Consider the following 14,210-nt stretch of genomic DNA (forward strand, 5'->3'; position numbering starts at 1 on the left):
TGATCTTCCGATCGCTGTTGAAATGGGATTCATTCTGATGATTTGAAAGATGTATAGGTTAGAATCCCATTTCAAAGGCGAACGCTAACGCTTCTACAGATTCAAATCCTCCGCTTCGCTGCCGACCGCCGTCACTACCATAAAGTCCCTGCTCGTGGGATAGAAGAGAATAGTGCTCGCTCCTATATGAAAGGAGCGTTATTTTACGAGAAACCCCGTCCTCACGGACGAGGGTTTCTCTTGTTTTGTAACTTGGGTGTCGAGGGTGTACTTCGACTAATTTGGCGTATCTTGTGTATCACATACAGCCCATACGGAATATATTACATATAAGTGTTATACGCCGCGTTTGTTGCCCCATACGAGCGTGTGGAGCTGCGGGAGTACTCTTACGTCGTTTAGTCGGGAATCGTCCATGACACAGTCGATAAGCCATTCATAACGATGGAGTAGGGACTCCGCAATCTGTCCGGTGTTCTCCGTGTTCACATCTGGATTACCCGTCTGGAGGAACAGCGGTACGTGTGGATAGCGCTCGTGAACGATGCGGGCATAGGCAAGATCGGTGTCATCGAAGATGACGACCTTCAAGCTGCAAGCTCCGGTATAGAGCCGCGCAGATTCATTAGAGGGTTCCTTCAAGCCTGTTGGGGTTGGGACGTTGGACGTAGCTCGGGACTCATTAGCCATCTTCCGGTTCGATAGACGGGCGACGATATCATCCAGCACGTCCCAGTTGGTCGTCATACCAGAGCTGGGCGGCTTCGGGGATAGGGTTACCTCATCGATATCGTACAGCCATTCCTGCCAACGGGAGCCTTGTGTTTCGACAGCGGTAGCAATGCCTTGGCTGCGCAGCAGGGTAATTAGCTCCCCAAGTTGCGGTAGCAGGGCAGGATTGCCTCCAGAAAGGGTCACATGCGAAAACCGTTCGCCACCGATGGCCTTCAGCTCCTGCCAAATGTCAGTGGCACTCAGACGACGGATCTGGTCCTTGGCGCTGCCGTCCCAGGTAAAGGCGGAGTCGCACCACGAGCAATGGTAATCGCAGCCTGCGGTGCGAACAAACATCGTTTTACGACCAATGACCATACCTTCGCCCTGTACAGTGGGACCAAACACCTCTAGTACGGGAATAGGGGCTAGTTTGGTGCCGTGGGAGGCTGTCATGGGTTGGTGAGTCGTCACGGTATTACTCATCAAGCATCCACTCCCGTCGGAACTCGGCGTAGCTGGTAGGTGTCTCGAACAACCGTACAAACTCGGTACGTCCACCTTCGACACGGTTGCAGTATGCATCCGAGGTCAAGGCTGACTCCATTTGTTCAAAGATCCAGACGACCATATTTTCCGCCGTTGTATTCATTGGAGGAAGCGTCTCATTCAAGTAACGGTGGTCCAGAAAAGGCTCAATCCGCTCTTTCCAGATCGTTTTGATGTCACCAAAATCCAGCGTTAGACCCGTTTCACCCGGTATACCGCTTATGCCAAACACGACGATATAGGTATGTCCGTGCAGGTTTTTGCATTTGCCTTCGTAGCAGTGCAAATGATGTGCTGCATCGAATGTAAATTGTTTGCTGACTAGTACACGTTTGCGGTGATAACGCAGCTGAGAGTGCTCAATGTCTGTCCCGAACTGCTGGAGCTTGTCGACAATGCGAAAGGGACCTGGTTCACGCATGACCTTCAACTCCTTGGGATGAAGCTCCGCGCACCGCGAGATATTGCTCCAGTCCGGCACGGCGAAGTTTGCAAGCAGGGCATTCGCCACAGCCATCGCCAATGACGCCGTTATAGCACGTTAGTGTACGTGTTCTTACAAATTCAAAAGCTTTCAGCTCATCGGCCATGTGCCAGGTTTCGGCCTTGTTCAACCACATGAGCGGGGTATGAATCACAAAGGGATAGTCCATCGAAAGGTTCAGTGTGACGTTCAGCGATTTGATAAAGGAATCCCGGCAATCGGGATAGCCGCTGAAATCCGTCTCACAAACGCCTGTAATCAAGTGGCGCGCTCCTTTTTGCTTGGCGAGAACTCCCGCGAAGCTCAGGAACAGTAGGTTACGACCGTCTACAAAGGTGCTAGGCAGTTCGCCTTCCTGTTGAGTAATGTCAATGTCGGTGCGTGTGAGGGCATTAGGGGCTAGTTGATTAAGCAGGCTCATATCCAGTACCGTTTGCGGAACACCCAGCTCGCGGGTAATTCCAGCGGCTACTTCGATTTCCTGCTTGTGGCGTTGACCGTAATCGAACGTCACGGTTTCTACTTCAGCAAAATGTTTTTTTGCCCAAAATAAACAGGTTGTGCTGTCTTGGCCGCCGCTGAATACGACGACTGCTTTTTCGTTTGCAAACATAAAAAAACCTCTCGATCTTCTTGGAATGGTGCAAGACATGGAGTCTTGTCACTTGGAAGAAGGAGAGTTCTTGAACCGACTTCAACAAAAAACAGGCCTTGCCCCGCGAAATCATTTTTCTTGCGGAGGACAAAGCATCGTTAGTTTTTTATAGAGGGAGTTCGCGAACCTCTCCCATGCATGACGCATGGATTTTCTTCATTAGTATCTGCCATGAGGACAGACGGCTATAGCATTGCCATTATAGCATGGCAGGGCTATTTGATAAACACTCCACCAAATGGAATGACTTCCCTTAAAAATCGCTTGATCACGCCATCGTCGTTCATATCCTGTTGGAGCCGCCGATGATGTTCCCCAGCATGAAATAGTACGGTACCCTGTCCGGTCATTTTAAAATGATAGTTCATATGCTGGCTGGCCAGATGGTTGCCGTACACGGTCAACTCCAGTTTGGCGTTTTCGGGATAGGCAATGACGCTGCTCGCATCCACATATATCGGCTCTGTGGGATGAAGCTGTTCTTGACATACCAATCCCTGCGTCAAAAGACCGATTTGACCAACACCGTCGAATTTCATTTTTATAACATCGCGGCTAAACAACATGTTTTTCATGCTTAGCAGCTTAGTCCGCATTTGGATACCGGAGCTGTACCAGAACAGGTTGCGAAAATCGTATAACAGATCATCGCTCCCTTCAAGCTTAATCATTTTCAGACTAAAGCCAGGCGGAAGTGCGGCAATTAGACGACAAGCACCTGTGAAATCGGCCTGAATCAGTTTGTGTTTGCGATACATGCCCTTAATATTCATCAGTTTATCACTACGGCCTGAGCTGGGTCCGCGGTATGCGATGATTTGCTGCGGATGCAGAACGTGCAGCTTTTCTCCTTCCGCCAGATCGAGCGTTACGACCGAACCGACACTTTCATCATGGTGTTGTCCTGCTTGTATGTCCATTCAGACCTTTCATCCTTTCAGACAGTTAGTATCTTCCCGAACGTCGACGCATCCCGTAACGCAACAGTCGGATACCGATAAAATAACCGGCCAGCAGAATTATAGCTGTGATGATGAGCATTTTATTTCGGTGTGAAGCCTGATCGCGCTGGGTTTGAAGATTTTTTAATTCTGTGACAGTGTCGGTCAGCTTGCGGTTTTGCTCCAGCAATTGGGCGTTTTGCTCCTGATAGGCTTCTAAGCTGTTACGGGCCCTTTCCAGATCCTCCTGTGTTTGTCGGTAGCTTTCCTTGAGCTGGTACACATCACCGGGCAACCGCGAAAATTGCTCGAAGCCTTGGTACACATCATCCCAATAAGCAGCATGTACTTCGGGTACACGAGTTATCCCAAAAATAAACAAAAGTGCTATAGCAACGCAGACAATGCGGCGGTACAAAGCAAAACGACAAGTTGGTCGTGCCAAGAGATGTTCCCCCTTTTGATAAACCAAGATGTTAGATGATACAGATCATTACCCATATGACATGGTTACGTATAATATAACGATTCGGATGCAGATTTTAGAATAAACGGACGACAAATACGAAGAAAAAGTTCTCAAAAAAAGTCGATATATTAGTTTAAGTGTACCTTAAAACGGGTATATCAAGGAAGCGGCAACATTCCGGCATTTTTCCCAGCATACGAGTAAAGAACGATCCGCACCTGATCAGGGCTTAAGTTGAATATATGAACTGAAATATATTAAAAATTGATATAAAAGGAGATTTTGCAAGATGAATGAGAGAGAACAAAACTATAAAACTTTAAAAATCACTGTAAATGGAAAGCCATTATCAAAGGATCTCGTCGTAGATAGCACTACTTTTGCTCCTATATCTGATATTTGCACAAAAACGAAAGTTTCTTTAACAGAAACTACAATCTCATAAGTTTAAATATAGAAGTAGACTATAATATAGCCCGGCATATGCCGGGCTATTTTTGCGCATTTATGTAATTAAAATGGTTTAAAATGTTATTTACCAAACTAGGTCCCCCTTCATAAAGATTCCCATGTATAATTTTCACAATCAAACATACGTTCCCTGACAATATAGTGTCAGATAACACTGTTAATTTAGAGTTACATGTTCTTTTAGGGGGAATTTACCAGTGGTGAAGTCAATGCTCAATGTAACGTGCACATGGGACAAAGAGTCCATATCTGCGAATGGGTCCAAACAAGTAAATCTACTGATAGAATGGGGCTATGGAGCTATACGTAAAAGAAAAGGGAATCTAATACCGAAAGCAGCGGGTTGTGACCTTCAACTCCAGTTCATTCCAGAAAACGGGGTAAGTCTATTAAAAGCTGAAGGGGTAAGGCTCGGTTTTAAACGCTCGGAAAACGGAGATTGCATGTTTGTTCACTGTGGTGATGTACGGCGGGGAAAATATAGACAGGCTATTTTGACATTTTCTATACCGGCTCACTCGTCCGGAAGACATACGATTGGAATGATGGAGTGGAGCTGGCGCAAGCCATCGCAGGAAAAGCGAACGCTGATCCGGACAGACCAGCTCTATATCCATTTCACGCATCATCTTGGTCTGCTGAGCATTCCATCCAACCCGAAGGTGGAAAAATACATAAAGCTGAATGAGACGTCCCCTATTGTAAAAAAAGCATTGCGTATGTACGAGAAAGGGGAATATGAGCGAGGGGCGTTCATCCTTACCAGACAAGCAGATGAATTACTTATACGTGCAGCAAGAAGCGATGATATGGACTACCTGCAGGAAGCCGAGTTGCTTCTGGGCATACGTAATAAATGGAGTGGTACTTTTGTATCATTTACAGCGTATAGTTCTAAGGTCTTTTTTAATAAGAAAATACCGCTAGAAGATGTTCGTTTTACTGAAAATGATATTTTGAGATAGGCAATTATGCTAGTTTATTTGTGTAATATAGTGAGTCTAATTTACTATCTTTTTGTAAAGGAGAGACTTCCTTGACTGATCGGTTGATACGTTTAATGCGGATTATTACTATTGTTCAGGCAAATCCAGGGATATTGGCAAGAGAGCTTGCCGAACGTTGTGAAACATCAGAACGTACCATATACCGAGATATGGAGGCGCTAAGCGCTATGCATATACCGATTACGAATATGGGGCATGGCAAGGGGTACATTTTTATTAGCAATTTTGCTTTGTATCCTTTGAATTGGACGGAAGAAGAGGCAGAGGCTTTTACAAAGCTGGGAGAGATTATGGAAACGGTAAAGCCTCTTTTACCGCCAGCTTTTGAAAGTGCTTATGAGAAAGTGATGGCCTCTAGTCAGAAAAAAAAGATGGACCAGACGAGCTTCGCGCAGGAAATGAAAAATATTGTCCGGCTCGGCTCGACACTTGATCGGGAAAACCAGCCCTATCTGCTCAGGCTGATTGTTTTAGCGAGTCTTACGCAGCAGACCATTGAAGCGGAATACAGCTCGCCTCAAAATGAAGATGTATCACTAGTTCAGGTGGATCCTTATTGTTTGGTCCCGCAGGATCGGCGATTCTATATGCTTGGTTTTTGTCACAAGCAATCCGCTATGAGAACCTTTCGGATCAGCCGATTTCGAAACATGAGAATTTTGCCGTATACGTTTCAAAAAAATACAACTGAAATGGAAATGTTTTTTAAAGGGACCTGGTCGGTGACCAAAGGAAATCAGAATATCCGGTTTGTGGTACGTTTTTCTGCCGAGTCTGTATATCGGGTCAAAGAAGAGGAGCTGTTCATCAAGCCTTTTCTTAAGGATTTGCCGGATGGAAGTTTGTTGTTTGAGGTGACGGTCAATCATGACCGCGAATTTTTGGATTGGCTCACTTCCTATGGAGCTGAGGCCGAGATCCTGGAGCCTTTACGGTACCGCAAACGAATGCAAGAAATGCTGCGGACCTGGGGGGCATTCTATTTCGATAAAAAGGCAGGAAATCAAGAATAACAGGGGGAGATCCCCCGGAACGGGCCGGGGAGCTATCCGCTTAACGGTCCTTAAACAGGTTGGCGAGATTGCCAAAAGGACTGTACTGCTCCTGTTCTTCTTCTGGTGAGGAGTAGACGAGCTTCGATCCACGGCTTTCCTCATCGTCAGCAGCATTATGAACTAATGTAATACGATCAAAATGGTACATGAAAACCTGCGCGGTGTTCACGGCATCATCCAGTGCCCGGTGTTGTTGACCGTCAAAGTCAATGTTGCACAATTCCAGCGCCTGAGACAGGCTCAACTGACGGTACTTTCCATTGGAACTAAACAGACGGGAAATCTGCTTCTGTATATCATTTGTATTATGAATCCATCCGAGATCTACATGATGGGTACGACAATGGGATACCAGCTTCTGACGGTCATCCGGGCCCCATGCGCATAAATAATAAGGGGAATCCGTACCGAGCCAGGCTATGAATTGCTTCACAGCTTCAGGGAATAGTGGGGCGGCATCAATGTCTCGTTGAGTAATACCCGTGAACTGAACGGTATCTGTAGAGAGTACAGGCCGATTCGAGGGTCTTACAAAACTGTGAAACGTATCCGCAACGTATAGGCCATCGTCTCCCTGAACAACTTTGACGGCACCGATATCAATGATTTCGGAGGAATATCTGGCGTTACGGCTAACGGTAAATTCAAGATCGTAAATAATGTATTGCATTTCTAGACTCCTTCCACACATATAACTGATCCCGATGGATATCGGGATGAATGTTCTCTGCCCGAATGACTCTTCTCCATCATACCTCTCGGTTCACAACTTGTCAGCGGTTAAAAGGTTTGCTTTTAAAAAAAAATATGCGATGTCCAAATGAGCTTGGACTATCGCATATCTAAAAACGTCTGACATACAGCAGCATCCGAAATCACCAGGATTCCGGACGCTGTTTTTGCTAGCTATTGAATTAGGCCGGGAGGTCTAACTTTTGTCCCGGATAAATGCGGTGAGGATTCTTCAACTTATTCAACTGCTGAAGCTGTTGCCAGGTGGTACCATGTTTGCGGGAAATGTCATACAGCGTATCCCCGGATTTCACAACATATACATGGCTATTTGTAACTTGTGCAGAATCGGATGTCTGCTGTGGCTTGGCTGTTTGAGACTTTGCCGGTGCCGGTTTTGCGGGTGCTGGTTTCGCAGCCGGTGTAGGGACGGATTGCGGCTTTTCCTGCACAGGTGCAGGTGTTGCCGTTGAAGCAGATGGCGCAGCTTGTGTGGCAGGGACAGAAGTTTTACCGTCAGCCTTGGCTTCTTGAATGCGACCGTCTGCTTGTACTTGCAGGCTAGCGGAGCCCACCTTTTGCATGTAGCGAATTAACGCTTCGTCAAGCGAGCCGAACATACCTGCCTGTGGGTATTTAGCGAACATCGTATATTGGTCACCACCTACGGCAGTAAAATCATTGGTGGCCAGTGTGTATGTTGCCTCAGGATCAAGTGTCTTCCCGCCGATCAGGATAGAATGAACACGGCTCCCTTTAGCTGCGGATGTGTCTATTTTGAAGGAGATACCTGATACTTGCGGGAAACCTCCGCTTGGCTCTGGATAGGAGGCTGTACCATTTTCCAGTGCGGCCTGAATGTCAGAGCCCTTCACTTTCAGGGTTACGATCTGGTTGCCGAAGGGCAGCACAGTGATGATGTCTCCCTTGGTTACCGTCCCCGTCTTGATGGAAGCCCGGATGCCGCCACCGTTCGTTAAAGCCACGTCTGCTCCCGAAACGTCACGCATAGCATCGGTGAGCAGGTCACCGAGATTGGTTTCACTTGCACGTACCTTTTCGCGTGCTCCTTCCAGATCCACGCTCGTTTGCGTTACAACCTCTTTAAGAATAGGTTCCTGGTCCTTTTGAATGGAGGCGATCAATGCAGCAATCTCAGCGTTGGGCTGAACGTCGACTGCTTGAGTCGAATCAATCAGCTTGGCTTGCTTTTGCGTAACCTTACCTCCGTCGACCCATAAGTCTACAACACCCAGATATTTGGTGTATTCACCTGCGCTAGCGATCAATGTACCATTGTCACTAACCAAGCCTTTTTCCAGAACGGTATGGCTGTGTCCATCGATGAATATATCAATGCCAGGCACTTCCTTAACAACCTTGAGGCTGGTGTCCTTACTAGACGCATCCTGCCCCAGGTGACCAAGAACAACAACCACATCTACTTTGCTGCGGATTTCATCAACAGCCGCTTTGGCCTCAGCCGCAGGATCGGTGAATTGAATACCCTCAACATTTTTGGGATTAGTCTTATATGCTGTTTCTGGCGTAGTCAGACCGATAATACCGATTTTAACGCCGTCCATTTCTTTAATAACATAGGGTTTGAACAAACGTGTTCCGTCTGTTTGTTTAATATTGGCGCTGAGCACAGGGAACTGAATCTCCTTACTTAGCTCAACAAGATGCTTCCAACCATAATTAAACTCGTGGTTACCCGGAACCATAGCATCATAACGCAGCTTGTTAATCACTTTCACAATGCTCTCACCGTTAACCAAAGTAGCGAAGGTCGTTCCATGAACGGTATCCCCGTCATCTAGCAGCAGTGTATTGGGATTGGAAGCCCGGTACTGATCAATGATACCCGCCAGCTTGGCAAATCCCATTTCCTTGTCGTTCGCGACCACGTGGGCATGGGTATCGTTCGTATGTAGGATGGTGATGTGTTTACCGCTGACTGGAGCTGTTGCCGTTCCCACATTGGTTGCGGGGTCTGCTGCTGCTGTACCGAGACAACCAAGTAGAAGCGCGGCAGTCGTCAGGATCGACGAGAGTTTTTTCCATGAGTTCATGTTGTTCCTTCAACCTCCCATAAAATGAATGAATTAGAGAAACCGCTTACGACCACATTTTATCAGATGATTGTAAAAATAACTTCTATTTTATATCAAAGTACTAAAATTTTTTGAGATATCGGTTGTTAAATACATCGTCTAGTTACCTATTATTGTAGAGGAAGTAATAAACAGCAACTTATAGAATAGGAACTAATGTTCTGTTTTGTAGTCAAAAAAAAGGGCAGTCTCTTTGGGCAGCCCGATCCGGGGTAAATAGTGATCCAACGTTTCGTCAGCTAGTGGCGGTTTTCCTTCACTCAGCAGAAGCACGGCAAACCGATTGGCCTGCTGTTCAAATTTTCCTGGAGAAAAGTAGGAGTGCTCCTCCATAAAAAAGCGGCTAATGCCTTTATGCAGTCGGTCATGTCCCAATTCATGCGCACAGACGAACCGTTCCCATTCGGGTGTGAGGCCATTGTGGATAACGATAAATCTTCTACGCAGCTTGTGGTAATACAGCCCTTTGGTTGTGGGGCCTAGATCGCAGTATCGGATATGGATACCCAAAGCTTTCGCAATATTGAAGGGGCAGTTGGTACGGTGTTTTCGGACAAGTTTGTGAATGAGTTCGTTCATGCGCTCACCTACTATCCCTGATCTTTGCCCGCTCGGGGCTCTTTGGGCTTTTTATGTTTGTTCATCTGTTTGGCTTCCCAGAACAGACCTGTCAGCACGTCCTTGATCCGTTGGCGATCTTTTTCATCCAGCGGAATGCCATCGAACATTAATTCGTCGTCTTCCTCCAGCATTTTTTTAAAATCCCGGCGGTCTTTGGAGGTTGCCCATTCCGGCACAGTAGAACGATAAAGTTCATGTGGATTTTGCTCCATTGAATCATCATCTCCCCAATATCCGGCGGCCTTCATCATTTCGGTATAGGATACGCTAAGCGCGTCCGCTATTTTGCGGAGAGTGGAGGGTTTGGGGATTCCGCGCAGTCCATTTTCAATGCGGGAAATTTGTGAATTGCTAATACCTGCAGCATCTGCCAACTGGTTGATGCTCCATTGTTTGTGCTCACGCTGCTGTTTTAAGTAAGTTCCGAATGCTGGCTGTTCCACAATGGGGGCTCCTTTCTGCAAGAGAATCATAGATATCAGTTTTATTATACCATTAGGTAAATAGTAAAAGCACGTAATATGCCAAAAGGCATAGGAAAATAAAGCGAATATCCTGTTTTTGGAGCTATACTGCTTTTTTTGACGATGGATACCTATCCTAAATAATGTTATGTTATACTCAAGATGCGAACAAAAGGGGAACACAATGTAAACATAAGCGTTTTTCTATTTCAGGATTTTGCAAAATTCGCTCATTGGATTTTTTGCAAAAACCTCATTTAAAAATACATCATTGTCAAAAGGCATAAGATAAGGAGTGTTGCTTTACATGAGAAATAACTTACCCGAATTGGACCGTCGCAAAACGCAGAATGCGTTGGAGGGTGTGTTTGAGAAATACCGGATTTATAAAACGATTACTTTTATGGATCGGGAGAGCTTTATTACGGCTGGCTATACGGATCGCCCGAACGGCCCAACGAATGTGACAAGCGATCCAACGGCCCGGACAGCCGTATATAATGTAGATGCTCCTGCCGCCCGCTTGGCCTACTGCGAAATGGTGGATGCCGTAGTGAGTCGCTTGAGTGAACGCGAACAGCTTCTCATCCGTGAACGTTATTTAAAGGATGACGATGTGTTTGATTACAAGGTTTACAATTATGTGTTAGACCCGCCAGTCAGCAAGGATACGTATACGAAGCTTCGCACGCGTGCTTTTTACAAAATGGCGCTTGCACTGGCGGACCAAGGCGTTTTAAATTTGGCGGGCTTGCAGAAGGGCGCGGATCGAAAACTGGGTTAATGTAATAATTATCCATTCGTTCTCGTTTCTATTTTAAAATGATTTCCTAAAAGGCTTTGATTTCCTGTAATAACAGGGATCAAGGCCTTTTTTATAATAGAAACACACGTTCTCTAAAAACCTCCCAACATCATCCCTAGTCTCTGCTTTTATCGTCCATTTCCCCGGCAACGCATTCGTTATTAGAGTGTAAGATTATATCATCGGGAATCAAGACAAGAGGACATACCGAAGACACACACAGTCAAACGTTAGCCGGCCATTAGGGCCGGTCTTTTTATGCGGTGATCGTCTCTGTCGGTTCCCGGGAATTCGTTGAATAGAAAGGAGGAGTCGTGTTGCCTAAGCAAGGGATGCTGCAATGCATGAGTACGAGGCTGCGCCGGATGAGAACACGAAAGTGGAAAAAAGCCTGTCTGAATAGCCACAACATGCGAACGCAGGGGACGCAAAGGTGGCATGCCGCAGGATGAGACAAGCCTTTAAGCAAAAGCTCATTGAAATTATTCCAGCGCTACAAGGGCGTGTATACGATGTTCAGCCACCGTCGCAGACGGCAGAGGAGCCGTATGCTGTTATGGCGCTGGGCGAGGAAATCTGGAAGTCTTCCTGGGCCGGCTATCGGCAGGTTGTTCACATTAAGCTGTACGCAGGACAAGCCGGGTTGGCGCAGGCTGATGTATGGGCGAATGCCCTGATTGCCGGGCTGCACCGGGAACCAGTGACAGGTGCGGGTGAGGACACATCGGCTTTTACCGCGCACTATTTGGGTGTGCGGGATGCAGAAAAGCTGGACACTGTTACGGGCAAGGCCTATAGAACGCTGCGTTTTGGCGTGTATGTGCCTGAGACGGAAGGTGGTTCGGCCGTTCCAGCAAACGGTACTACACAGCCGGAAGAGTGGCTGGCTGCGCTGGTCCGCTGGACGCAGAAGCAACTGGGCGAAACGTGGTTAGTATACGCCGACGCTTGGCCCGCACAGCCGGGACGGCACGCGGTACTGTGGCGGATGAGCGGCTGCGAAACTAGGATGGCGGGAGCCTCCATGTATGAGCTGCGCAAACGGTTCATCGGGCATATTACTGCCCCAGACACCACTGAAGAAAACCGCGCAGCTTCCGCACTGATCGAGGGCTTTGCCGCTCAAATCCAGCTTCCTCTGGATCAGGACAAAGGCCGTTATATGTCTACAGCTGAAGCTTCAGCCGATTTGCAGGCGGATGCCATTTTAGATGGTCAGCTTCGGCTGATGCTGGTACAGCGGCGTATGCGCCCGGCTGAGGAAGCGGCGTTGATTCGCAGAGTGGAAATTCATCCTATTTTGAAATGAGGTGGTCCGAGTGACCTTGGAAAACCATGAGAAGGCCCCGGTATATGCCGGGCAGGAAGCAAGTGGCCCTCGCTATACGCTGGAGGAGCTAAAGGAGCACGCAGAACAATTGTTTTCCGTGAAAGAAGAAGTGCTGGCAGGCGCCTTTTTTGGCACACAGGACAAGCTGTTTACGGTAGCAGAAGCACACACTAAAATCGAACAATTTATGAAAGCGAAGGTGGACTAATTATGGCAGGCGGAACATGGGAAAACACGAATAAACCGGTATTGCCGGGTTTGTATATGAATTTTCAGGCAGCAGCAGCTTCAGCAATTCAAGGTGGGTCGCGTGGTACGGTTGTTGTACCCGTTAAGGCGAATTGGGGCCCTGTACGTGAGTTTGTAGAGATCGGCAGTGAAACGGCAATCAGCCAAATCTTTTCCGGTGACAGTCTGGACGGTGCGACCGCGTATTCGACGCTGTATCTGGCTTTGCTGGGCGGTCCGAAAAAGCTTCTAGCCTACCGTTTGGCAGATGATACAGCTGCTGAAGCATCTGTGACGCTGAAAAGCGGCGGTGCGACCCCGGCGGATGTGCTACGCCTGAAGGCTTTGTACACAGGTAGCCGCGGTAATGGTTTCGCTGTAACTGTACAGCCAACTTTGGGTGATGACCAAGCTCGTGAGGTGCGCCTCTATGAAGGAACCAAGCTACTCGGCACGTACAAAGGCAGTGACGGTACAGCAGCCTCTATTGCCAAAGCCATGAATGAGAACAGCGAAAACGTATGGGTGAAGGCCGAGGTTGTTGGCGACGGCGGCATTCCGGTGGATGTCAGCGGCGTACACCTTACTGGCGGCAACAGCGGCAATAGCAAGCTGGTTAATGCCGATTACATCGCGATGCAGGAGGCACTTGAAGGACAGGAATTTAATGTCTTGGCTCTGGATTATGCAGCTGATCTGGCATTGCTGCAAAGCTTTGCTGCCTGGATCAAGCGTGTTCGCAACGAAGGTAAAGGCGTTATCGCTGTATTCGGCGGTTCTGCGGCAGATGATGTGTCCAAAACAGCCGTCAGCTTGGCCTCTGCACGTTCCTTAGCGCTGAACCATGAAGGTATCGTGAACGTCGGTACAGGCGTACGTCTGGCAGGAAAGGACTACAGTTCCGCCCAAACGGCTGCTTACGTAGCCGGGCTGATTGCAGGCCAACGTCTGAATCAATCGGCGACGTATGCGGTTACGCCTTTTGAGGATGTGACCCGTCGCTGGACACGTTCCGAGCAGGAGCAGGCAGTCCGTAATGGTGTCTTCCTTTTGTTCTTTGACGGTCGTCAGGTCAAAGCGCTGCGTGGCATCAACAGCTTGGTGAACCCGGCTGCTGGGCAAAACAACGCATGGAAGAAAATTCGTTCCATCCGTGTCATGGATGCTATTAATGCTGACTTGCAGCGTGCAGCCGAAGAGACTTACATTGGCAAAATCAACAACACGGTGGAAGGTCGTCTGGCGCTTATCGGTGCAATCAAAGAATACCTGGCACAGCTGTCGCTGAGCAACGTCATCGAAGCAGATGGCTACGATGTCATTCTCGACCCGGCTTACTACGGCGATGCGCCAGTCATCAAACCGGAGCCGGATCAAGTGTTCCTGCAATGGAACGTGAAGCTTACCGACGTGATGGAGCAACTGTTCGGCACATTTTACGTGCAATGAATAAGCATTTTGCGTGCATAAGTATTTCGCAGGCAATCAGCAGGATTAAAGTAGCTTGTTAACAACGAGGATTTTATGAAATCCCGAACTATATTATGGATTATTTTGAGGAGGAAAAA

Annotated in this window: 16 protein-coding genes and 1 riboswitch; of the genes, 7 read left to right on the top strand and 9 right to left on the bottom strand. The window is 47.7% G+C overall.

Annotation, left to right across the window (positions count from 1 at the left end):
* Positions 1-336 precede the first annotated feature (336 nt).
* From queE to KAI37_RS05395, 5 genes are all read right to left on the bottom strand, one after another.
* Complete coding sequence (gene queE / locus KAI37_RS05375; protein ID WP_220030871.1) at positions 337-1,200, bottom strand: 7-carboxy-7-deazaguanine synthase QueE; 864 nt, start codon at positions 1,198-1,200, stop codon at positions 337-339.
* Positions 1,193-1,684, bottom strand: coding sequence for a 6-carboxytetrahydropterin synthase QueD (gene queD / locus KAI37_RS05380; protein ID WP_071639815.1), 492 nt, complete (start codon positions 1,682-1,684; stop codon positions 1,193-1,195). Before queD ends, queE begins: the two co-directional genes overlap by 8 nt.
* Positions 1,677-2,360: a 7-cyano-7-deazaguanine synthase QueC gene (gene queC, locus KAI37_RS05385; RefSeq protein WP_220030872.1), complete on the bottom strand. Its 684-nt coding sequence runs from the start codon at positions 2,358-2,360 to the stop codon at positions 1,677-1,679. The genes queD and queC overlap by 8 nt, the downstream gene beginning before the upstream one ends.
* A gap of 134 nt (positions 2,361-2,494) precedes the next feature.
* Positions 2,495-2,538, bottom strand: a riboswitch (PreQ1 riboswitch).
* A gap of 79 nt (positions 2,539-2,617) precedes the next feature.
* A complete protein-coding gene (locus KAI37_RS05390) occupies positions 2,618-3,322 on the bottom strand; it encodes an AIM24 family protein (protein WP_013309110.1) in 705 nt (234 codons plus the stop codon).
* A 25-nt stretch (positions 3,323-3,347) separates the two neighbouring features.
* Positions 3,348-3,788 (bottom strand): SH3 domain-containing protein, encoded by a 441-nt coding sequence (locus KAI37_RS05395; protein ID WP_071639817.1) that lies wholly within the window; start codon positions 3,786-3,788, stop codon positions 3,348-3,350.
* A gap of 313 nt (positions 3,789-4,101) precedes the next feature.
* On the opposite strand from KAI37_RS05395, the gene KAI37_RS05400 reads away from it, so the two are divergent.
* From KAI37_RS05400 to KAI37_RS05410, 3 genes are all read left to right on the top strand, one after another.
* Positions 4,102-4,257 (top strand): hypothetical protein, encoded by a 156-nt coding sequence (locus tag KAI37_RS05400; RefSeq protein WP_023987366.1) that lies wholly within the window; start codon positions 4,102-4,104, stop codon positions 4,255-4,257.
* A gap of 223 nt (positions 4,258-4,480) precedes the next feature.
* Positions 4,481-5,248 carry a hypothetical protein gene (locus KAI37_RS05405; RefSeq protein WP_220030873.1) on the top strand — a complete coding sequence of 256 codons (768 nt, stop codon included), beginning with the start codon at positions 4,481-4,483 and terminating at the stop codon, positions 5,246-5,248.
* Positions 5,249-5,319: 71 nt separating this feature from the next.
* Positions 5,320-6,303: a helix-turn-helix transcriptional regulator gene (locus KAI37_RS05410; protein ID WP_013309113.1), complete on the top strand. Its 984-nt coding sequence runs from the start codon at positions 5,320-5,322 to the stop codon at positions 6,301-6,303.
* A gap of 40 nt (positions 6,304-6,343) precedes the next feature.
* Here KAI37_RS05410 and KAI37_RS05415 read toward each other — a convergent pair whose 3' ends face one another.
* The 4 genes from KAI37_RS05415 to KAI37_RS05430 form a co-directional block, all read right to left on the bottom strand.
* Positions 6,344-7,015 carry a 3'-5' exonuclease gene (locus KAI37_RS05415; RefSeq protein WP_023987369.1) on the bottom strand — a complete coding sequence of 224 codons (672 nt, stop codon included), beginning with the start codon at positions 7,013-7,015 and terminating at the stop codon, positions 6,344-6,346.
* Between the two features lie 244 nt (positions 7,016-7,259).
* Positions 7,260-9,152 carry a 5'-nucleotidase C-terminal domain-containing protein gene (locus tag KAI37_RS05420; RefSeq protein WP_220030874.1) on the bottom strand — a complete coding sequence of 631 codons (1,893 nt, stop codon included), beginning with the start codon at positions 9,150-9,152 and terminating at the stop codon, positions 7,260-7,262.
* Positions 9,153-9,347: 195 nt separating this feature from the next.
* Positions 9,348-9,773: an ImmA/IrrE family metallo-endopeptidase gene (locus KAI37_RS05425; protein ID WP_071639820.1), complete on the bottom strand. Its 426-nt coding sequence runs from the start codon at positions 9,771-9,773 to the stop codon at positions 9,348-9,350.
* Positions 9,774-9,784: 11 nt separating this feature from the next.
* Positions 9,785-10,258 carry a helix-turn-helix domain-containing protein gene (locus KAI37_RS05430; protein WP_220027205.1) on the bottom strand — a complete coding sequence of 158 codons (474 nt, stop codon included), beginning with the start codon at positions 10,256-10,258 and terminating at the stop codon, positions 9,785-9,787.
* 328 nt (positions 10,259-10,586) lie between these two features.
* On the opposite strand from KAI37_RS05430, the gene KAI37_RS05435 reads away from it, so the two are divergent.
* From KAI37_RS05435 to KAI37_RS05450, 4 genes are all read left to right on the top strand, one after another.
* Complete coding sequence (locus KAI37_RS05435) at positions 10,587-11,063, top strand: ArpU family phage packaging/lysis transcriptional regulator (RefSeq protein ID WP_220030875.1); 477 nt, start codon at positions 10,587-10,589, stop codon at positions 11,061-11,063.
* Between the two features lie 469 nt (positions 11,064-11,532).
* Complete coding sequence (locus tag KAI37_RS05440; RefSeq protein WP_220030876.1) at positions 11,533-12,393, top strand: hypothetical protein; 861 nt, start codon at positions 11,533-11,535, stop codon at positions 12,391-12,393.
* A 10-nt stretch (positions 12,394-12,403) separates the two neighbouring features.
* On the top strand, positions 12,404-12,622 hold the full coding sequence (locus KAI37_RS05445) for a YqzN/YkzM domain-containing protein (RefSeq protein WP_013309120.1): 219 nt from the start codon (positions 12,404-12,406) through the stop codon (positions 12,620-12,622).
* A 2-nt stretch (positions 12,623-12,624) separates the two neighbouring features.
* Positions 12,625-14,091 (top strand): phage tail sheath family protein, encoded by a 1,467-nt coding sequence (locus tag KAI37_RS05450; protein WP_076264413.1) that lies wholly within the window; start codon positions 12,625-12,627, stop codon positions 14,089-14,091.
* The last annotated feature ends 119 nt before the right edge of the window (positions 14,092-14,210 follow it).

Origin of the sequence: Paenibacillus sp. S25 (assembly GCF_019454085.1) — a bacterium.
Taxonomy (GTDB): domain Bacteria; phylum Bacillota; class Bacilli; order Paenibacillales; family Paenibacillaceae; genus Paenibacillus; species Paenibacillus polymyxa_B.

Coding starts and splice junctions, on each gene's coding strand:
- queE (WP_220030871.1), bottom strand. CDS start 1,200: ATGAGTAATACCGTGACGACTCACCAACCCATGACAGCCTCCCACGGC.
- KAI37_RS05400 (WP_023987366.1), top strand. CDS start 4,102: ATGAATGAGAGAGAACAAAACTATAAAACTTTAAAAATCACTGTAAAT.
- KAI37_RS05420 (WP_220030874.1), bottom strand. CDS start 9,152: ATGAACTCATGGAAAAAACTCTCGTCGATCCTGACGACTGCCGCGCTT.
- KAI37_RS05425 (WP_071639820.1), bottom strand. CDS start 9,773: ATGAACGAACTCATTCACAAACTTGTCCGAAAACACCGTACCAACTGC.
- KAI37_RS05390 (WP_013309110.1), bottom strand. CDS start 3,322: ATGGACATACAAGCAGGACAACACCATGATGAAAGTGTCGGTTCGGTC.
- KAI37_RS05415 (WP_023987369.1), bottom strand. CDS start 7,015: ATGCAATACATTATTTACGATCTTGAATTTACCGTTAGCCGTAACGCC.
- KAI37_RS05450 (WP_076264413.1), top strand. CDS start 12,625: ATGGCAGGCGGAACATGGGAAAACACGAATAAACCGGTATTGCCGGGT.
- KAI37_RS05440 (WP_220030876.1), top strand. CDS start 11,533: ATGAGACAAGCCTTTAAGCAAAAGCTCATTGAAATTATTCCAGCGCTA.
- queD (WP_071639815.1), bottom strand. CDS start 1,684: ATGCGTGAACCAGGTCCCTTTCGCATTGTCGACAAGCTCCAGCAGTTC.
- queC (WP_220030872.1), bottom strand. CDS start 2,360: ATGTTTGCAAACGAAAAAGCAGTCGTCGTATTCAGCGGCGGCCAAGAC.
- KAI37_RS05435 (WP_220030875.1), top strand. CDS start 10,587: ATGAGAAATAACTTACCCGAATTGGACCGTCGCAAAACGCAGAATGCG.